19 protein-coding genes are annotated in these 18971 nt (G+C 69.5%); 10 read left to right on the forward strand and 9 right to left on the reverse strand.

From position 1 onward, the window contains the following. Nucleotides 1-16: 16 nt before the first annotated feature. The 3 genes from HF203_RS12985 to HF203_RS12995 are packed head-to-tail and all read right to left on the reverse strand — an operon-like array spanning nt 17 to nt 1279. Nucleotides 17-532 (reverse strand): Slp family lipoprotein, encoded by a 516-nt coding sequence (locus HF203_RS12985; protein WP_168670387.1) that lies wholly within the window; start codon nt 530-532, stop codon nt 17-19. Continuing rightward, on the reverse strand, nt 532-1110 hold the full coding sequence (locus HF203_RS12990) for a Slp family lipoprotein (RefSeq protein WP_168670389.1): 579 nt from the start codon (nt 1108-1110) through the stop codon (nt 532-534). Before HF203_RS12990 ends, HF203_RS12985 begins: the two co-directional genes overlap by 1 nt. Then, a complete protein-coding gene (locus tag HF203_RS12995; protein ID WP_005222694.1) occupies nt 1073-1279 on the reverse strand; it encodes a Trm112 family protein in 207 nt (68 codons plus the stop codon). Before HF203_RS12995 ends, HF203_RS12990 begins: the two co-directional genes overlap by 38 nt. 828 nt (nt 1280-2107) lie before the next feature. Here HF203_RS12995 and HF203_RS13000 point away from each other — a divergent pair. Beyond that, on the forward strand, nt 2108-3676 hold the full coding sequence (locus HF203_RS13000) for an alpha/beta hydrolase (RefSeq protein ID WP_246221779.1): 1569 nt from the start codon (nt 2108-2110) through the stop codon (nt 3674-3676). Between the two features lie 1332 nt (nt 3677-5008). Next, complete coding sequence (locus HF203_RS13005) at nt 5009-5455, forward strand: hypothetical protein (RefSeq protein WP_168670391.1); 447 nt, start codon at nt 5009-5011, stop codon at nt 5453-5455. A 12-nt stretch (nt 5456-5467) separates the two neighbouring features. Here the strand turns inward: HF203_RS13005 and nifM are convergent, their stop codons facing one another. The 4 genes from nifM to nifV are packed head-to-tail and all read right to left on the reverse strand — an operon-like array spanning nt 5468 to nt 8267. Further along, the gene (gene nifM, locus HF203_RS13010) at nt 5468-6316 is read right to left on the reverse strand and encodes a nitrogen fixation protein NifM (RefSeq protein ID WP_168670393.1); all 849 of its coding nucleotides are present in this window, start codon (nt 6314-6316) and stop codon (nt 5468-5470) included. Then, on the reverse strand, nt 6313-6780 hold the full coding sequence (locus HF203_RS13015) for a nitrogen fixation protein NifZ (protein WP_168670396.1): 468 nt from the start codon (nt 6778-6780) through the stop codon (nt 6313-6315). The genes nifM and HF203_RS13015 overlap by 4 nt, the downstream gene beginning before the upstream one ends. Next, nucleotides 6764-7102, reverse strand: coding sequence for a nitrogenase-stabilizing/protective protein NifW (nifW, locus tag HF203_RS13020; protein WP_168670398.1), 339 nt, complete (start codon nt 7100-7102; stop codon nt 6764-6766). The genes HF203_RS13015 and nifW overlap by 17 nt, the downstream gene beginning before the upstream one ends. A 13-nt stretch (nt 7103-7115) precedes the next feature. Beyond that, complete coding sequence (gene nifV / locus HF203_RS13025; protein ID WP_168670400.1) at nt 7116-8267, reverse strand: homocitrate synthase; 1152 nt, start codon at nt 8265-8267, stop codon at nt 7116-7118. A gap of 344 nt (nt 8268-8611) precedes the next feature. Here nifV and HF203_RS13030 point away from each other — a divergent pair, with 344 nt between their 5' ends. From HF203_RS13030 to HF203_RS13055, 6 genes are all read left to right on the forward strand, one after another. Next, nucleotides 8612-9556 (forward strand): transketolase, encoded by a 945-nt coding sequence (locus tag HF203_RS13030; protein ID WP_168670402.1) that lies wholly within the window; start codon nt 8612-8614, stop codon nt 9554-9556. After that, on the forward strand, nt 9556-10563 hold the full coding sequence (locus tag HF203_RS13035; RefSeq protein WP_210424775.1) for a transketolase family protein: 1008 nt from the start codon (nt 9556-9558) through the stop codon (nt 10561-10563). The genes HF203_RS13030 and HF203_RS13035 overlap by 1 nt, the downstream gene beginning before the upstream one ends. 4 nt (nt 10564-10567) lie before the next feature. Next, a complete protein-coding gene (locus HF203_RS13040) occupies nt 10568-11125 on the forward strand; it encodes a GNAT family N-acetyltransferase (protein WP_168670404.1) in 558 nt (185 codons plus the stop codon). Between the two features lie 63 nt (nt 11126-11188). Continuing rightward, on the forward strand, nt 11189-12322 hold the full coding sequence (locus tag HF203_RS13045; RefSeq protein WP_168670406.1) for a RuBisCO large subunit C-terminal-like domain-containing protein: 1134 nt from the start codon (nt 11189-11191) through the stop codon (nt 12320-12322). A gap of 124 nt (nt 12323-12446) precedes the next feature. Then, nucleotides 12447-14384, forward strand: a complete 1938-nt coding sequence (locus HF203_RS13050) for a GumC family protein (protein WP_168670408.1) — start codon at nt 12447-12449, stop codon at nt 14382-14384. 30 nt (nt 14385-14414) lie between these two features. Continuing rightward, nucleotides 14415-14981 carry a hypothetical protein gene (locus HF203_RS13055; protein WP_168670410.1) on the forward strand — a complete coding sequence of 189 codons (567 nt, stop codon included), beginning with the start codon at nt 14415-14417 and terminating at the stop codon, nt 14979-14981. On the opposite strand, the gene HF203_RS13060 is transcribed toward HF203_RS13055, so the two are convergent. Further along, nucleotides 14927-15883: a DMT family transporter gene (locus HF203_RS13060; RefSeq protein ID WP_168670412.1), complete on the reverse strand. Its 957-nt coding sequence runs from the start codon at nt 15881-15883 to the stop codon at nt 14927-14929. The genes HF203_RS13055 and HF203_RS13060 overlap by 55 nt on opposite strands. 367 nt (nt 15884-16250) lie before the next feature. On the opposite strand from HF203_RS13060, the gene HF203_RS13065 reads away from it, so the two are divergent. Then, on the forward strand, nt 16251-16610 hold the full coding sequence (locus tag HF203_RS13065) for an HPF/RaiA family ribosome-associated protein (RefSeq protein ID WP_168670414.1): 360 nt from the start codon (nt 16251-16253) through the stop codon (nt 16608-16610). A gap of 186 nt (nt 16611-16796) precedes the next feature. Further along, nucleotides 16797-17720 (forward strand): SDR family oxidoreductase, encoded by a 924-nt coding sequence (locus tag HF203_RS13070; RefSeq protein ID WP_168670416.1) that lies wholly within the window; start codon nt 16797-16799, stop codon nt 17718-17720. 8 nt (nt 17721-17728) lie between these two features. Here the strand turns inward: HF203_RS13070 and HF203_RS13075 are convergent, their stop codons facing one another. Continuing rightward, nucleotides 17729-18964 (reverse strand): DUF4147 domain-containing protein, encoded by a 1236-nt coding sequence (locus HF203_RS13075; RefSeq protein WP_210424776.1) that lies wholly within the window; start codon nt 18962-18964, stop codon nt 17729-17731. Between the last annotated feature and the right edge of the window lie 7 nt (nt 18965-18971).

Here is an 18971-nt window from a genome sequence, read left to right on the forward strand (position 1 = left end):
TTCACCGAGGACGGCCTCAGAAACCGATACCGATGCCGCCGCCGACCCCGTGGATGCCGCCACTGCCGATGCCGATACTGATCCAGGGACGGGTCAGCGGCACGCGGGCCGTGTGCGCGGCCTCCGGGGTGGGCCAGAGTTGCAGCGATGCCTCGTCGAGCCGTGGTGGATCGCCTGGGCGCAGTGCGACCCGGCCGGTGGCAGTGAGCGCGCGCCCCGGGCGGTAATCGACCGGGTCGAGGAACCCCGGCTGCCGGATCAGAAAGTGACCCCGGCCGGGCTGAGCAGTACGCGGGCGGCCACAGTCATCGAGCGGATGCGCTTCGACCATCAGCTCGGTGGTGGTGGCAAGGTTGCGGGTACTGAGCAACACGCCGCCCCAGCTCACCACCGCGCCCTGATCGCTGGCGCGCGCCGTCTGCGGGGCGAGCGTGGCGGCGCCGACGGGATGGTGGCAGTACTCGGGTGTCCCGGCGCAACCCTGTAGCAGCAAGCTCCCGAGCAAGAGCCCCGCATATTTCCCGAGGCGCATCACCACGGACCGTACCACGGGCCTCGCCAGGGACCGTAGGGGCCGTACCAGGGATAGGGAGTGTAGACGCCGGGGGGATAGCGTGGCGCCGGGACCGGCTTCGGCCATAGGTGCGAGAGCTCGACCGCGACCACTGGGTAGCGATAGGGATAGTCACCGACCGTACGGGTGCGGGTCGGCAGCAGGATGCCGACGACCGTCAGCGTACGCCCCTCGGGATAATCGGTGGGCTCGACGAAGCCCGGGAATTCGGCGAGGAAGCGTCCCTGACCAGGGGCGTCGGGGGCGGGCTCGCCGCGGCCGTCGAGCCGGCGGGCGAGCAGCTCGATGGTCGTGTGCTCCGCGTGGTTGTGCACCGCGAGGATGGTGCCGCCCCAGCGGACCCGCTCGCCGAGATGGGCCATCGGGGCCTGCTGTGCCGCGGCCGGGGTGGTGGCCACCCCGGTGGCGTGGCGGATGGCCTCGGGCACACCGCTGGCGCAGCCGGCGAGCCAGAGCGGCAGGCCGAGCGCGAGGATGTGACCGAGCCTGCGGGCCGGTTCAGCCCGCCTTGGCTTCGCGGTAGGTGTCGAGTTCATCGGCGGAGAGCCTGCGTGCCTCGTCCTCGAGCATCACCGGGATGTCGTCGCGGATCGGGTAGGCGAGCTGGGCCGAGACCGAGATCAGCTCGTTGCGCGCCTTGTCGAAGATGAGTGGACCCTTGGTCACCGGGCACACCAGGATATCGAGCAGTTTCTTGTCGAGCATTCTGTTCTCCTCAGCAATGGATGGGGGCGGACCGCGCCGGTGCCCCAGGTTGGGCTGAGTTTACCCGCCCGACGGTTGCGCTGGCGAGCGCGCCGGGCAGACGGGGACGAGCGTCGCGAGGTCGTGATCCGGTTGCGGAGGGCGCAGCGGTTGCCAGCCACCAGCCGCTAGCCTCGTAGGTTGGGTTAACCGTCTGTCCACCATGCCATCGACGAAGCTGCGGCGTTTGTCGACGGTTAACCCAACATCGGGTGCGATCGCAGGGCTTCAACGCATGAACCGCGAAGCAGCCCAGGGCGCGAAGGGGGGAATCAGCCGTCAGCCGTCAGCCTCGTAGGTTGGGTTAACCGTCTGTCCACCATGCCATCGACGAAGCTGCGGCGTTTGTCGACGGTTAACCCAACATCGGGTGCGATCGCAGGGCTTCAACGCATGAACCGCGAAGCAGCCAAGGGCGCGAAGGGGGAATCAGCCGTCAGCCGTCAGCCGCTAGCCGTCAGCGACCAGCCTCCGGTCGCCAGTGGGTAGGCGCCCTCGACAACAGCACGGCGAGCCGTCAGCCGTCGCGCACGTCCTTGGCGTCCACAGGCGTCCACAGGCCGGCTGACCGCAGGCAACCTGAACACCTCTTTGCGTCCTTTGCGGCTTAGCGGTTCAATCCGCTGGCCGCTGGCCGCTGGCCGCTGGCCGCTGGCCGCTGGCCGCTGGCCGCTGGCCGCTCTGGAGATCGCGCCCGGCGTCATCTTAGAATGGGCGTTCAGCACGCCCGTCCCGGGACCTAGGGTGTCGGGGCGGTCCCTGCAACCACCGGAATCCTCGATATCGCCCATGTCCATGCCATCGCTCGCCCGTTGTCGGGGGCGCTGTCTGCTGCGCCTGCTCGTCGCCGTCATCGCCCTGGTCGCCATCCTCGGTTCACTGTGGCGGCTGCACGCGGCCAGCGCCGGGGTCGAGATCAGCACCCAGCGCGTCGACGGGGTGCCGCTGACGCTGTACCGACCCGCGGGGGTCGAGCGTGCCCCGGCGGTGGTGATCGCCCACGGCTTCGCCGGCTCGCAGCGGATGATGCAGCCCTATGCCCTGACCCTGGCGCGTAACGGCTATGTCGCCGTCACCTTCGACTTCGCCGGTCACGGGCGCAACCCGGCCCCCTTCGTCGCCTCGCTGGAGGACCAGCAACGGCGTCTCGCGACCCTCAGCGCCGGGCTCGCCCCGGCGGTGGCGCTCGCCCTCGAACACGCCGATCCGAGCGGGCGGGTGGCGCTGCTCGGTCATTCGATGGCCGGTGACGTGCTCGCGCGCCATGCCGCGGCCCACCCCGAGACGGTGGTGGCGAACGTGCTGCTCTCGCCCTATCTCTCGCCCGAGACCGAGGTTGCCTCGATCCGCAACCTGTTGCTGGTCTACGGCGCGCTCGAACCCGAGATGCTGCACGCGCAGGGGCTCGAGCGGCTCGCAGCGGTGCTCGACACCGAGGTGGCGCCGGGCGAGATCCACGGCGCGCCGGAGGCGGGCGACGGGCGCGGGCTGATGCTGGTCGAGGGCGCCGAGCACATCGGCGTGCTCTATGCCGAGGGTGGGCAGCGTCTGGCGCTCGACTGGCTCGATCGCAGCTTCGGCCATGTCAGCGCGGGCGGCGTCGATCGGCGTGGCGGTGCGCTGGCACTGCTCTTTCTCGGGCTGGTGGCGCTCGCCTGGCCGCTGGCGGCGCTGCTGCCACGGGCGGCCGCGACGCCGCGCGGCGCCGGGCTCGGCTGGCGGCGGTTGTGGCCGGTGGCGGTGGCCCCTGCGATCCTGACCCCGCTGCTGCTGTGGCCGCTGCCCACCGGCTGGCTGCCGATCCTGCTCGGTGATTATCTGTCGCTGCACTTCGGGCTCTACGGGCTGCTCACCCTGGCCGGGTTGTGGTGGGTGCGTCGGCGCGGCGTGGGTGGCGAGCCGCCCGCCGCGTCTCCGGTCGACTGGTCGCGGCTGGCGCTGGCCACGCTCGCGGTGATGCTCTACTTCGGGGTGGCGCTGACCCTGCCGGTCGATCGCTTCGTCACCACCCTAGTGCCCGACGCCCACCGCCTGCCGCTGGTGCTGGCGATCCTCTGCGGCACCGCGCTCTATTTCGGCACCGACGAGTGGTTGACCCGGGGGCAGGGCGCCGGGCGCGGCGCCTATGCCGCGACCAAGCTGCTGTTCCTGCTGTCGCTGGCGCTGGCCGTGGCGCTCAACCTCGCCGAGCTGTTCTTCCTGGTGATCATCATCCCGGCGATCTTGGTCTTCTTCCTGGTCTACGGGCTGTTGAGCGGCTGGGTCTATCGCCGCGTCAACCACCCGCTCGCCGGCGCCCTGGCCAACGCCCTGGCCTTCGCCTCGGCGGTGGCGGTGACCTTCCCGGTGGTGGGGTGAGGAGGGGGAGCTGTCAGCTGTTCGCTACCAGCTACCAGCTACCAGCGGCCAGCGGATTGAACCGCTAAGCCGCAAAGAACGCAAAGAGGTGTTCAGGTTGCCAGCGATCAGCCGGCCTGTGGCCGCCTGTGGACGTCAAGGACGTGCGCGACGGCTGACGGCTCGCCGTGCTGTTGTCGAGGGCGCCTACCCACTGGCGACCGGAGGCTGGTCGCTGGAGGCTGGTGGCTGGCGGCTGACCGCTGACCGCTGACCGCTGGAGGCTCTTCTCCCCTTCGCGCCCTGGGCCGCTTCGCGGTTCATGCGTTGAAGCCCTGCGATCGCGCCCGATGTTGGGTTAACCGTCGACGAACGCTGCAGCTTCGTCGATGGCATGGTGGGCGGACGGTTAACCCAACCTACGAGGCTGGTGGCTTATTCCCCCTTCGCGCCCTTGGCCGCTTCGCGGTTCATGCGTTGAAGCCTGCGATCGCGCCTGATGTTGGGTTAACCGTCGACGAACGCCGCAGCTTCGTCGATGGCATGGTGGGCGGACGGTTAACCCAACCTACGAGGCTGGCAGCCGTGTTTGAGGGTAGACCGCCACTGGTGGCTGGCGGCTGACCGCTGGAGGCTCTTCTCCCCTTCGCGTCCAGGGCCGCTTCGCGGTTCATGCGTTGAAGCCCTGCGATCGCGCCCGATGTTGGGTTAACCGTCGACGAACGCCGCAGCTTTGTCGATGGCATGGTGGGCGGACGGTTAACCCAACCTACGAGGCTGGCAGCCGTGTTTGAGGGTAGACCGCCACTGGTGGCTGGCGGCTGACCGCTGGAGGCTCTTCTCCCCTTCGCGCCCTGGGCCGCTTCGCGGTTCATGCGTTGAAGCCCTGCGATCGCGCCCGATGTTGGGTTAACCGTCGACGAACGCTGCAGCTTCGTCGATGGCATGGTGGGCGGACGGTTAACCCAACCTACGAGGCTGGTGGCTTATTCCCCCTTCGCGCCCTTGGCCGCTTCGCGGTTCATGCGTTGAAGCCTGCGATCGCGCCTGATGTTGGGTTAACCGTCGACGAACGCCGCAGCTTCGTCGATGGCATGGTGGGCGGACGGTTAACCCAACCTACGAGGCTGTTGGCTTATTCCCCCTTCGCGCCCTTGGCGCCTTCGCGGTTCAAACGCTTGCTGGCCGCTGGCCGCTGGCCGCTACGCGCTTCGCACCCGCTCGCTCTGGATGTAGACTGGCCGGACGCCGGCCGGATGGGACGATGAGCCGCGATCTGAAAAACGTGGCCGCACCGGTCGTCGGGTCCTGAACGATTGCGCTTACCACCAATCGAGCCGGAGGAGCATGGCCATGGTCGCGTTTGCCCAACTGCATGCCCAGAACCACAAGATCATCGAACTCTCGAACGTCTTTCTCTATCTGGTGCGAGAGCGCTCGATGTGTGACACCGAGGTCGCCTGCGATCTCTTCTTTGATCTCACCACGCGTATCCGCGAGCACATGGAGCTGGTCGATCGCGAACTCTGCGGTCGGCTCATCGCCCACTCCGAGCAGCGGGTGAAGAACACCGCTAATCGCTTCCTCTCGGGTTCGACCGAGATCAAACGCATCTTCGCCGCCTATGTGAAGCAATGGTGTTCGCAGCAGCGTCACAGCCTCACCATCGGCGATCATGCCGCCTTCCTCCAGGACACCGAGCAGATGATGGCGTTGGTGATGGATCGCATCCAGCGCGAGACCGAGCACCTCTATCCGCTGATCCGCCAGGTCCAGGGCAACGACAAGGAGGTGGCCTGATCCGAGCGGCCTTCAGGTCACCGCCATGCGCCCACGCAGCGCGTTGATCCAGTCGCGCTGGTGGGCGCGCGCGGCCTGCTCGCCGAGCTGGGCGCGCAATCGCTCCCGGACCGCCTCGAACGGCAGGGTCTGCCCCGGGTAGACGTGCTCGCAGCGCAGCAGATGGAGCCCCAGCGGGCTCTCGAGCACAGCGCTGATCGCCCCCGGCGCGAGTGCGAACAGCGCGGCGTCGAGCGCGGGGTAGAGCTGGCCGCGTCTCAGGATGCCGAGGCGCCCCGCTGCGAGCGCGGTCGGGCACTCCGAGTGACGCCTGGCGAGCGCGCCGAAGGCAGCCGGGTCGGCGGCGAGTCGCTCGGCCAGCGCCGCGATGCGCGTGTGCGCGGCCTCGGGTCGGTTCTCGGCGTAATCGGGGTTGATGGTGATCAACAGGTGGCGGGCCTCGCGGCGCTCGGGCTGGGCGAAGCGGTCGCGGTGGCGCTGATAGAAGGTCAGCAGCGCGTCCTCGCCCGGTGCCGACGCCTGGGCGCCGATGCGACGCAGCACGGCGTCGAAGCGTAGCTCTCGCTCCAGGGCGCGGCGTAGTGCCGCGACATCCAGGCCGCTATCGGAGAGCGCTGCCGCGAAGGCGCGCTCGTCCTGGTAGCGTTGGCGCAGCTCGGTGAGGCCCGTGTCGATCTGCCCGGCGCTGATCTGCGTGGTCGCCGCCTCCGGGGTGGCGAGCACCAGCGCCTCGAGCTGCTGGCTGCGCTCGGCCAGCCGTTCGGCCTCGGCACGCTGGGTGGGATCGAGCCGCGTCGGCGCGCACCGGAAGCGGGAGGCCGAGGCGCGGATCAGGTGATAGGGGTCGATGCACGCCTTCATCCGGCCTCCTGAGGTTCGGGGTGATCTTCGGGTTGGTCCAGCGCCGACTCGGGCACCAGCAGCGGCGTACGCCCGGCGAACAACACCTGATAGCACACCCCCTGCGGGTGATCGCGCTCGACCCGCAGCACCTCGCCGACCTCACCTGGCTCGACCAGTACCTCGCCACGCAACGCCAGTCGGCGGGTGGCGGCGACCCGCTCGCGCGACTCGAAGCGGCTCGGGGTCCAGGGCGCGTCGGCCGCCTGCAGTTCCTCCTCGCGGCAGCCGACCACGCGGCCCTCTTCGATGAAGTGCACCGCGTAGATGATCTGGTCCTGGAGGAAGGTACCGACGTCACGCACATGACCGACGGCGCCGCGACGCACCAGCAGGTCGCCGCGCGCGCCCTCGGGGAAGGTGCCATCGTTGCGCAGATTGCGGATCACCCGCACCGCGTCGCCGAACTCAAAGTTGGGGCGCATGGCCAGCTCCCGCCGGGTCGAGTTGGAGGTCGACGCGCACGCCGCTGCGCGGCCCGTGCAGATGGAAGACCCGGAACACCCGCTCGGTGCGCGCGTCGGATGCAACGAAGTCGTGATAGGCGCGGGTGAGCAGCTCGGCGCGCCGCTGGTGACGGGCCTCGGCCTGTTTGGGCAGGGGCTCGGCGTCGGCCAGGTAGTCGTGGAAGCGCTGCAGGATGTGCAGCCGGTTGACCCGGACCACGGCCGGGTCGTAGTCGATCTCGAAGTGCTCGAGGAAGTCCTCGGCGCTGACCAGGTCGTGCAGATCGCGGTCGTCGTTCATCGGCGGCTCCGGTTCAAACGATGTGGGCGGTTGCCGTGGGTAGTTCGCAGAGAAAACGCTGCAGGTCGGCGGCCACCGGTGCGCGCTTGGTCGCGGTGACGAAGCGGCGCACCAGCGGCAGCAACCGCTCGGCCTGATCGAGCCCGACCTCCTGGTGCAGCAGCTCGGCATAGGCCTGACGTACCGCCTGGCGGCCCGAGTGCTTGCCGAGCACCAGGCGGTGGCTGCGCCCGAGTTCGGCCGGGTCGATGCCCTGGTAGTTGAGCGGGTCCTTGAGCAGGCCGTCGACATGAATCCCGGCCTCGTGGGTGAAGGCGCCGTCGCCGACCAGGCTCTTGTGCCAGGCCACTGGGCGACCCGAGGCCTGGGCGACCAGGGTCGAGACCTGCTCGAAGGCGTGCAGGTCGACCCCGGGGTCGATCCCCTGGGTGTGCCTGAGCCCCATCACCACCTCCTCCAACGCGGCGTTGCCGGCGCGCTCGCCGAGTCCGTGCACCGTGGTGTTGAGGTGGGTCGCGCCGGCACGGGCCGCGGCCAGGGTGTTGGCGGTGGCCAGCCCGAGGTCGTCGTGGGCATGCATCTCGATCTCCAGGTCGCAGGCGGCGCGCAGCGTAGCGATGCGTGCATAGACGCCGAAGGGCTCCAGCAGTCCGACGGTATCGGCGAAGCGGCAGCGGCGCGCACCGGCCGCCTGGGCGACCTCGGCGGCGCGGGCGAGGAACTCGGGATCGGCGCGCGAGGCGTCCTCGGCGCCGATGCAGACCTCCAGCCCGAGCGCGCGCGCCTCGGGCACGCAGCGCGCGATCTGGCGCAGCGCCCAGTTGCGGTCGCGGCCGAGCTTGCGCGCCAGCTGCTGGTCGGAGAGCGGGATCGAGAGGTCGACGAGGTCGGCATCGAGCCCGGCGCAGCAGGCGATGTCGTCCTCGCGCATCCGGCACCACAGCATCAGCCGCGCCGAGAGCCCGAGGTGGGTGATGGCCTGGATCGCGTCACGCTCGTCGGCGCCCATCGCCGGGATGCCGATCTCCAGCTCGGGGACGCCGAGGGCGTCGAGCGCGCGGGCGATGGCGAGCTTCTCGGTGAGCGAGAAGGCGACCCCGGCCGACTGCTCGCCGTCGCGCAGGGTGGTGTCGTTGATGGTGATCGGTCGGGCTGAATCCTTCATCGATAGGCTCCGTACGGCACTTGACAGAGCTTGTCTGCAAAGCCGGTGCCAGCGTTTTAGGCTATTGGATTCAATGGCTTGCCATCTGGGTCGCCGTGGATTGATGGTTTTGCGACAAGGGGCTGTGGTCGCGCTTGTCGCGGAGTCGACGCGGCGCACGCAGCGGCCGGGGCCTCGGTGACCGATCGTGGGGGGGGGCGGCTGGCCGCCGGCGCTCCATCCTCTCCGCGCCAGGTGGCTGCTCATGCTAGGATTTTGCCTCGCCGGGCGAGGGTCGTCCGGGGCAGCGCTTCGGCCTGGTCGGTGCGCGGCTTGAAGAGCAGGCAGTCGAGACGATCACATCTATGGAATCCATCCCAGTGCGCCCCGGTGTCGCGATCGCGCCGGGCGACATCCGTCGTGTCGCCACCGCGATTCGGCGTCGGGTGCTCGAGCACACCCTCGAGAACAACGGCGGTTATCTCAGTCAGGCCTGTTCCTCGGCCGAGATCCTCGCCACTCTGTATCTGCGGGTGATGCAGCTCGGGCCGAGCACGGCGCCGCCGATCCCTCGACCCTTCGCCGGGGTGCCCGGGGCGGACAATCCGCACGCCTTCACCGGTGCCGACTACAATGGTGCGCCCGCGCCCGAACTCGATCGCTTCATCTTCTCCCCGGTGCACTATGCGCTGGTGCTCTACGCGCTGTTGATCGAACTCGGTCGGCTGGGGCCGGATGCGCTCGCCGCGTTCAATCGCGACGGCAGTACCGTCGAGCTGATCGGCGCCGAGCACTCACCGGGTCACGAGGTCACCGCTGGGTCGCTGGGTCAGGCGTTGAGCCAGGCCGGTGGGATCGCGTTGGCGCGGCGGCTGCGCGGAGACAGCGGTCGGGTGTGGGTGTTCATGTCCGACGGCGAGTTCCAGGAGGGACAGACCTGGGAGGCCTTCGCCGCGCTGGCCCATCACCGGCTGGGCAACATCGGCATCTATGTCGATGCCAACGCCCAGCAATGCGACGGCCCGATGGATACGGTGATGACCACCGAGCCGCTGGCCGCGCGGCTGCGGGCCTTCGGCGCCGATGTGCGCGAGGTCAATGGCCATGACCCGGAGGCACTGGCCGAGGCCGGTGCCGGGGTCGGTGGGCTTAGTGCCCCACGGGTGGTGATCGCGCGCACCGACGCCTGTCGCGGCATCGACCGGCTGCGCGAGCGCTGGCCCAAGCTCCACTACGTGCGCTTCAAGAGCGAGGCGGAGTTCAACCTGTATCGTGGTCTGCTCGCGGGCCTGTCCGAGGGAGATGACTGATGGAGATCGTGCAGCGGCCACATCACGGTCACCTGGTGCGCTGGGCCGAGCACCGTCCCGAGGTGCTGGTGCTCTCGGCCGACCTGACCAGCTCGTGCGAGGCCGACGGTTTTCGCGACGCCTATCCAGAGCGTTTCTTCTCGATGGGCATGGCCGAGCAGAACATGATGGGCTTCGCCGCCGGGCTGGCGCGCGAAGGCTTCTTCCCCTATGTCCACACCTTCGCGGTCTTCGTCTCGCGCCGGCCCTTCGACCAGGTGGCGATGTCGATCGCCTATCCGAACCTGCCGGTGCGGCTGATCGGTTTCCTGCCCGGGATCACCACCCCGGGCGGCGTCACCCACCAGGCGGTCGACGACATCGGGCTGATGCGTCTGCTGCCGAACATGACGGTGCTCGAGTGCGGGGACGCCACCGAGGTCGAGCAGGTGCTCGACCTCGCCCAGGCGGTACCGGGACCGGTCTATGTGCGCATGCTGCGCGGCGAGGTGCCGCGGCTGTTCGACCCCGCCGAGCCGATGGTGTTGGGGCGGGCGCGGTTGCTCGGCGAGGGCGAGGACCTGATCGTGCTCTCCTCCGGGATCTGCACCGAGGAGGCGCTGCGTGCCACCGGCGCGCTGCGTGCCCACGGCCTCTCGGTCGGGCATCTGCACGTCTCCACCCTCAAGCCGTTCGACGACCCCCGGGTGCGCGCGGCGCTCGCCAGCGCCCGGCTCGGGGTCATCACCCTGGAGAACCACAGCATCGTCGGCGGGCTCGGCTCGGCGGTGGCCGAACTCATGGCCGAGCGCGGCATCGGCGCCCGGCTGATCCGTCTCGGGTTGCGCGATACCTATGCCCATGGCGCCAGCCGTCAGTACCTGATGCGCGAGTACGGGCTCGACGCCATGGCCCTGGTGCGCGCCGCCGAGCGACTGGTCGGCGAGCCGCTGGGGATCGACGAGGCGGCGCTCGCCGCGGTGCGTCTGGAGACCATGGGGCGCGCCGAGCGGACCGAGGACCTCTGAGGTCGTGGCACCCGTGCTCGAGACCGCGCGGCTGCGGCTGCGTCAGTGGCACGGGCGCGACCTCGCCGCCTTCGCCGCGCTCAACGCCGATCCCCGGGTGATGGCTTGGCTGCCGCGTCCGCTCAGTCGCGCCGAGAGCACGGCCATGGCGGCGCGCTGCCGGCACTTGATCGCTGTTCAGGGCTGGGGCTTCTGGGCCGTGGAGAGGCGCGCCGAGGGTGCCTTCCTGGGGCTCGTCGGGCTGCATCGCTGTGGCGCCGAGCTACCCTTCGCCCCTGCCGTCGAGATCGGCTGGCGTCTGGCCCATCATGCCTGGGGCCAGGGCTACGCCGGCGAGGCGGCGCGCGCGGCGCTGGGCTTCGGTTTCGCCCGCCTCGGGCTCGACGAGATCGTTGCCTTCACCAGCCTCCACAACCAGCGCTCGCTGGCGCTGATGGCGCGTCTCGGCATGCGTCCCGACCCTCAACCCTTCGAGCATCCGGCGCTTCCGCCGGGACATCGACTGCGTCCCCATCGGTTGTGTCGGCTGGCGCGGGCCGCCTGGCGTCCAGGGGTCGGGTGATCGAGACCCCTGCGGGGGGATCGGCTAGTCTATGGCCCTCGATCGTCACCGGACCCCATCGTCATGCAGGACAGCACCCGGCTCGCGCTGAGCGGCGAGCGACTGACCGCCACCTATCACCTGCGCGCGAGCGCCGCCGAGGCCGAGGCGCGGGCACGGGCGATCTGTGTCGAGCAGACCGTCGAGTTCCCCCCCGAGCTGATCGCCGAGACCGCGATCCATGATCAGGTGATCGGCGAGGTGCGCGCGCTGCGCCCGCTCGCGCCGGGGCGCTTCGAGCTGGTGGTGGCCTATGCGGTGGAGGCGGCGGGGGCCGAGCTGACCCAGCTGATCAATCTGGTGTTCGGCAACATCAGCCTTCAGTCCGGGGTGCGGTTGGTCGACCTCGAACTGCCGCCCGGGTTCGCCGCCGGTTATCGCGGTCCGCGCTTCGGGCGCGAGGGGCTGCGTGCCTGTTGCGGCGATCCGGCGCGCCCGCTGCTCTGCACCGCGCTTAAGCCGATGGGGCGCTCGCCCGCCGAGCTGGCCGAGCTGGCCTACCGGTTGGCGTGCGGCGGTATCGACCTGATCAAGGACGACCACGGGCTCACCGACCAGTCCTTCTGTCGCTTCGAGCCTCGGGTGCGGTTGTGTGCCGAGGCGGTGGCGCGCGCCAATCGTGAGTGTGGTGGTCACGCGCGTTATCTTCCCAATGTCACCGCGCCGGCCGACGAGCTGAGGGCACGCGCGCGGTTGGCGCGCGCGGTCGGTGCCGGCGGGTTGCTGGTCTGTCCCGGGCTGGTCGGCCTCGATGCCATGCGCGCGCTGGCCGATGACGACAGCCTGGGGTTGCCGATCCTCGCGCATCCCGCCTTCCAGGGCGCGCACTGCGCCAGCCCCGACGGCGGGCTCGCGCACGCTGTGCTCTATGGCCTGTTCAATCGTCTGGCCGGGGCCGATGCGACCATCTTCCCGAGTTGGGGCGGGCGCTTTGCTTATACCCCGGAGGTGTGTCGCGCGCTGGTCGCGGGGGCCAGCCGTCCCTTTGCCGGGTTGCGCCCGATGCTGCCGGTCCCGGCGGGCGGGATGCGTCTCGATCGGGTCAAGTCACTACTCGAATTTTACGGTCGCGACGCCATCCTCCTGATCGGGGGCGATCTGCATCGCGGCGACCTGAGCGCCAACTGTGCCAGGTTCGTCGCCGCCGCGACGGCCTGAGGGCGATGCCGGGGATGGGCTCGACGACCATGCGCAAGGAGTGGCAAGGCCATGGCCGTCTGCTCCGTCGTCGTCATCCGGCGCGCCACCTCAATGGGCGCGCCCTGCCCGGAGGTGATTGCCCGTGACTCGCCGCTCCTCGCATCGTGTCGCCCGAATACATCCATTGCTCGGCCGTCGTGCCCTGGTCTTCGTCCTGGCCAGTGTCCTCTGCGTGACCCTGGCGCTGGGCATCGTCTATGGGCGCGAGCCGGTCTATCGCGCCACCGCCTCGGTACTCACGGTCAAGCCCAAGGCGGTCGATGCGCCGAGTGCCAGCGCCGACCCCGAGCATGTGATGATCCAGCGTCGGTTGTTGCTCGGTGAGGCGCTGCTCGAACAGCTTGCCGTTGATCTCGCGGCGGTCGGGGTGGTGCGTGACGTGCCGGAGCTGCGCGCTGGCCTCGCCGTGGTGCCGGTCCCCGAGACCAATCTGCTCGAGCTGCGTGCCGAGGGCGGCGACCCGGAGCGTCTGGCACTGATCGTCAATCATTGGGCGCGTGCCTACGAGCGGTTGCGCGCCGCGCAGGTCGAGGGCCGTGTCGGTCTCACCAGCAGCGAACTCGAACAGCAGCAGACGCAATTGGAGCGGCGTATCGAGACGGCGCGCGCCGAGCTCGAGGGCTTTGCAGCGGCGCACGACATCGTCGGTATCGAGCGCGCCGAGAGTCGCGTGCTGGCCGAGTTGGAGGACCTCAACGACGCGCTCGGCGAGGCGCGTAGTCAAGAGGTCGAGGCGCTGGCCCGGTTGCAGGCCCTCGATGAGGCGGTGGCGCGTGGCGAGCGCTTGATCCCGCGTGAACAACGGGCTGATATCGCGCGATTGCAGCAGTATGTCGAGCGCGGTCGCGAGCGCCTCGACCAACTCTATGCGCGCTACACCCAGGCCTATATCGATCTCGATCCGGCGTTGCGTGACCTGCCGGGTGAGCAGGCGGCGCTCGAGCAGTCGTTGGAACGCGCGTTGTTGGTCGCGCGCATCACCGTGCGCGACGAGGCCCGCCAGGCGTTGGAGGCGGCGCGCGCGCGTGTCGCCCTGCTCGAGACCGAGCGTGAGCGACAACAGCACGCGGTGCAGACCTTCACCCATCACTTTGCCACCTTCGAGGGGTTGCGCGAGGGTCTGGAACGGCACGAGGCGCGCTTCGCCGAGAATGCCCAGCGCCTGGCCGAGATCGCGTTGCGCGACTTCGCGCAGTACCCCCCGATCCAGGTCGTCGAGTGGGCCTATGCGCCGACGTTGCCGTTACGTCCCGATTACCCGCGTGACCTGCTCATCGGGCTCGCCGCGGCCTTCATGGCCGCGCTGTTTCTGACCTGGCTGACCGATTATCTCGGCGAGCGGGCGAGTGCGCCCCGGGTCTCCTATGTCGGTGTGCGTCTCGACGGCGAGGGGGAGGACGGACGCTTGGTCGAGCCTCGCGTGCGGGTGTTCGATGCGGGTGTGGAGGCGGCCTCGCTCGAGGCCCAGGGGCCGCGCGCGGCGGTGATCGACCTGCCGCGTCTGCCGCGTTTGCTCGAACCGGCCGAGATTGAGCTGCTGTTGCGCGATGTCGATGCCGAGGTGCGGGGGCTCTGCGCGCTGCTGCTCTCCGGGGTGGCGCGGCGGGAGCTGGCGTTGCTTGAGCCCGAGTGCTTCGATCGCGCCCTGGGGACGGTCGAGGTCCCCGGGGGAGGGCGGCGCGAGCTGGCGCTTGCACCGGCCGCCTGGGGCTGGCTCGAGCCGCTGCTCGCGGGTTGGGAGACGGGGGCTGCGGTGCCGGGGCTGGCGCGTCTCGATGCGGTGTTGGGCCGGGCTGCCGGGGCCTCGAGGTTACGCGAGCGGCGCGGCGTCGACGCCGAGGCGCTGTGGCACAGCTATCTGGTCTATCTGGTGCGTCAGGGGGTCGGTTTCGGGGCGCTGCAACGCCGGGTCGGGCCGCTGCCCCCGGAGCTGCGCTCGGGGCTGCGCAGGTTCGTGACCGCTGGGGTGTCGTACCGGGGTGAGGGCATCGACTGGGTCCATCCGGTGCTGCGCGATTGAGCACGTTCGACAACCGACAGGGGACAGACAATGGCATTGCGGATCAAGAGTCACTGGTCGAACCCGGAGCGCGCCCGCGCGCTCGACGAGATCGCTGGCGCGCTGGCCTTCATCGCCTGGCGCATCGCCCTCGATCGTGCGATCAACCTGCACTGCGCGCGTTTCGCCTACCGTGACGACGCTCAGCGCCTGGCGGTGATCGAGGAATATCTGGTGTTCCTGATCCAGATCGCCGATCGGCTCGCCCACACCCGTCTCGACGAGGAGCGACGCCGGATCCTGATCACCGGGCTGGCGCGGCGGGTGTTCGACCACGTCCAGGACAACGCCACCGACCTGCTCGGACCGGGTGCGCACGGTGCGGCCTTTATCGAGCGCCTCAATACCCGCTCCGGGGACTATGCCGAGTACGGCTTTACCGACGAGGGGCCGAGTTATCCGTGGTTCCGTCATCTCGGTTTCGAGATCCAGCGGCTGATGGGCGAGGGGCAGGAAAATCGCTGGGTGATCGATCAGGTGATGGATCAGGACGGCTGGGAGGCCTATCGACGCTTTGCCCGCGCCTTCGCCGACCTGTTCGAATCCGAACTCGATTGAACCACACGGATCTTGGTCGGGGGTTGGTGTTCGCGTCGCACCACGGCCATGCCGCCGAGGATCAACGCCAGGGCGATCAGATGGCGTGGGGCGAGCGGCTCGCCGAGTAGGCCGACGCCCACCCCCAGCGCCCACAGTGGGATCAGATAGTTGAGCTGGGAGACGAAGGCCGCGCCAGTGCGCTTGACCAGATGCATGTAGAGGATTGCCGCCAGCGCGGTCGAGCCGGCACCGAGGGCGAATAGGGCGAGCAGGTGGCGTCCCGTGGGTAGGGTGGCGGTTGGGTCGGCCGGTAGCGCGAGCAGTGCCGGGAGCAGCATCAGGGTCGCCAAGGTGGTCGTTGCCGCGGCGCTGTAGAGCGCGTCGCTCGGTGGTCGCAGGCGCGCCAGGATCGAGGTGATGGCGTAGCAGCAGGCGGCGAGCAGGATCGCGGCCATCGCCGGGAGCTGCTGGGGGTCGACCTCGCGCCAGATCGCTGGGCCCAGCAGGACTGCCACCCCACAGAAACCGATCAGGAACCCCCCGGCGCGATGGCGGTTCATACGCTCGCCGGGGACGAGATAGTGCGCCATGCCGAGGGTCGCCAGGGGCATCGCCGCCATCAGGATGCCGGCCTGGGCGCTGGCCACCGTCTGCTGTCCCCAGGTCACCAGTGAGTAGGGCAGGGCGCTGCCGAACAGCGCGATCAGTCCATAGACCGCCCACAGCCGCGGGCTGTGCGCTGGACGCCGGGCGAGTAACAGTGCCGCCGGCAGCAACAGGGCGCAGGCGATCAGCAGTCGCGCGGCGACCACCAGTTGTACCGGTAATGCCTCGACGGCCACCTGGGTGAAGGCGAAGGATGAGCCCCAGAGCACGGTCAGGGCGAACAACAGGAGCCAATCGCTGGTGGTGTGCGGCATCTGCAGAGGGGGAGCTGGACGACAAGACCAAGAGGGTACATGAGCTGGTGTCTTCGGTCTGCTCCGTCCCGATCGATCTGCCCAACGGGTTGTGCGATGCTGACAATCGCTGATCCGGATCATTGTGAGGGCTTGCTGATCGGTTGCAGGGGCCGTGGGCAGGGACGGGGCCCTTGCTTTTCGTCGGTCTTGCCGCCATGATCCACGGCACTGCCGCAGTCCATCGCACCGCGTCCGTTCTCCTCCCCGGAGAAGTCTCTGCGACGCCATCACAGTCGATGCGGTAGCCCTCATTGCGAATCCACTCGGTCATCGACATCGCGGTCTGTTCTTTCCGCCCGGACCGAGTCTTGGGAGATGATCAAGTATGTCCATTAAGATAGGCGGCGATACCCTCGCGCTCGATGCCGATATTCGTCGTCAGATTGAATCCGAGGCCCAAAAGCTCGAGGACCGCTTCACCGATGAGCGTATCGAGACACAGGCCACCATCCAGGAGGAGTTCGACCGGCTCCACGGTCATCGGGTGCGCTGCGAACTCTGCATCAAGCTCGCCCAGGGCCGCCAGGTCGTGGTGCGCGATGCCAGCAAGAGCGCCAACGAGGCGATTGCCGGGGTATTTGGTGCGGCGCGTCGGAGCGTGCGTCGAGTGCGCTGGCAGGGCGTGCTCGAGCGTGCGCCGGCCACCCAGTCGGGTGACCGTGCCGCCGAGATCGCCAGCCACTGAGGCGTCGTCCCGCCGGGGCCTCGCGTAGCGCCCCGGTCGTCCCCTTGCTGCCCCACCCGGGGTTCGCTCCATTCGCTCGTGCCCCCACATCCTTCGCCGTAGGCGGGGACGGACGCCGTGTCCGTGTCGGTTTCGAGCGTCCAGCCGCGCGTTGGGCGCGGGTTGTGTGAACAGGAGTTCTACGAGATGAAGGTTGCAATCATTGGCGGGACCGGTTTCGTCGGTACCCATCTGGTCGATCACCTGCTCGGCGCCGGTCATGTGCCACGGCTGCTGGTGCGTCCGGGCAGCGAGTCCAAGGTCGAGCGTGGTGCCGAGTGCGAGCTGGTGACCGGTACCGTGGCCGAGCGCGCCGCGCTCGATGCCTGCGTGCGCGGTGCCGACGCGGTGATCTATCTGATCGGTATCCTGCGCGAGTTCCCGGCGCGCGGCATCACCTTCGAGGGGCTCCAGCATCAGGGCGTGGTCGATACCATCGCCGCGGCCCAGGCCGCCGGCGTGGGTCGCTTCCTGCTCATGAGTGCCAATGGGGTGCGACCCGATGGTACGGCCTATCAGCGTACCAAGTTCGCCGCCGAGCAGGCACTCCGGGACTCGGGCCTGGCCTGGACCATCTTCCGTCCCTCGGTGGTCTTCGGTGACCCGCGTGGGCGCATGGAGTTCTGCTCGCAGCTCAACAAGGACATCATCGCCGCGCCGATCCCGGCACCGCTGTTCTACGACGGGTTGTTGCCGCAGCAGGCCGGGGCCTTCGAGCTGGCGCCGGTGCACATCGACGACGTCGCCCGCGCCTTCACCCTGGCGCTCGCCGAGCCGCGCACCGAGTCCCAGACCTATAGTCTGTGTGGTCCACAGCGGCTGAGCTGGAAGGCGATCCTCGGCACCATCGCCGCGGCCGTGGGCAAGCAGAAGGCGATGGTCCCGGCACCGGTGTTTGCGGTCCGGGCGATGGCCGGGCTGTTCGACCGCTATCCCTGGTTCCCGATCAGTCGCGACCAGATCCAGATGCTGCTCGAGAGCAATGTCTGCACCGAGAACGACAGTTTCGCCCGGCTCGGTCTGACCCCGACCCCGTTCAACGTCGACCAGCTCGATTACCTGCGCGACTGATCGTCTGCTCAGTGCTTGCGTGCCATGACCAGGTCCATGACGTTGGTGCCGGTCGGACCGGTGCGCAGCAGCTCGCCGGTGGCGGCCAATAGGGTGCCGGCGTCGGCGGCGGCGAGGTATTGGCCGGGGTCGAGCCCGAGCCGGCGTGCCCGCGTGCAGCTCGCCCCGTCGATCAGCGCCCCGGCCTCCTCGGTGGGACCGTCATTGCCGTCGCTGCCGGCGCTGAGCAGGGTGACGTCGGTGCGACCGTCGAGGGCGATGGCCGCGGCCAGCGCCAGGTGCTGGTTGCGCCCGCCGCGTCCGGGGCGGGGCGGCAGTGTGACCGTGGTCTCGCCGCTCCATAGGTAAAGCCCCGGCGCGGTCGTGGCGGCGAGCCGGGCGGCCAGGTGCGCGCCGGCGCCGGCGGCGTCCCCGGCGAGCGGTTGGGGTTGTGCCCAGGTGGCGAGCCCGCGTGCGCGGGCGTGTGCGAGCGCGGCGGCGCGGGCGTGGGCGGCGGTGGCCACTAGCTCGATCTCCGGGCCAGGGCCGGTGGGTACAGGGCGCGCGGCCAGTCCGTGGCGGACCAGCCGGTCGAGCCAGTCGGGCAGCCCGTGCAGCCCGGTGCAGCGTGCCGCCAGCTCCGGTTCGGGCACCAGCAGCCCGGAGCCGATCACCCCGGGGTCGTCGCCGGGGACGTCGGAGATCGCCAGCACCCGGGGGGTGCACCCCGCCGGGCAGGCGGCGAGCAGGCCGCCGGCCTTGATCCGCGACAGCGCCTTGCGCACCAGATTCATCGTCGCGATCGGTTGGCCGCTGGCGAGCAGCCAGTCGTTGACCCGCACCAGGGTGTCGAGATCGACCCCGGCGACCGGCACCTCGACCAGGCTCGAGGCGCCGCCCGAGATCAGAAAGAGTGGCTCGACCCCGGCGGGCAGCGCGGCGAGCCGCGCGATCAGTGCACGCCCGGCATCGAGGCTACCGACATCGGGTAGTGGGTGACCGCCGTAGCGGCAGTCGAGTCGGGGGAGGTCTGCTGGGTCGGCGTGGCCCGGCTTGGTGATCAGCAGGCCGCCGGTGATCGCCTCGTCGCCGAGGGCGTCGCAGGCGCCTCGGGCCATGGCGGCGGCGGCCTTGCCGATGGCGAACAGCTCGACCGGATGACGCGGCGCCCGCGCCTCCAGTGCGCGGGTGACCGCCGGGGTGCCGCCGACGGCTGCGATCGCCGCCATGAAGCAGTCGATGAGCAGGCGCCGATCGTCGGTCATTCCCGGG

The organism is Marichromatium bheemlicum (assembly GCF_012276755.1).
Taxonomy (GTDB): domain Bacteria; phylum Pseudomonadota; class Gammaproteobacteria; order Chromatiales; family Chromatiaceae; genus Marichromatium; species Marichromatium bheemlicum.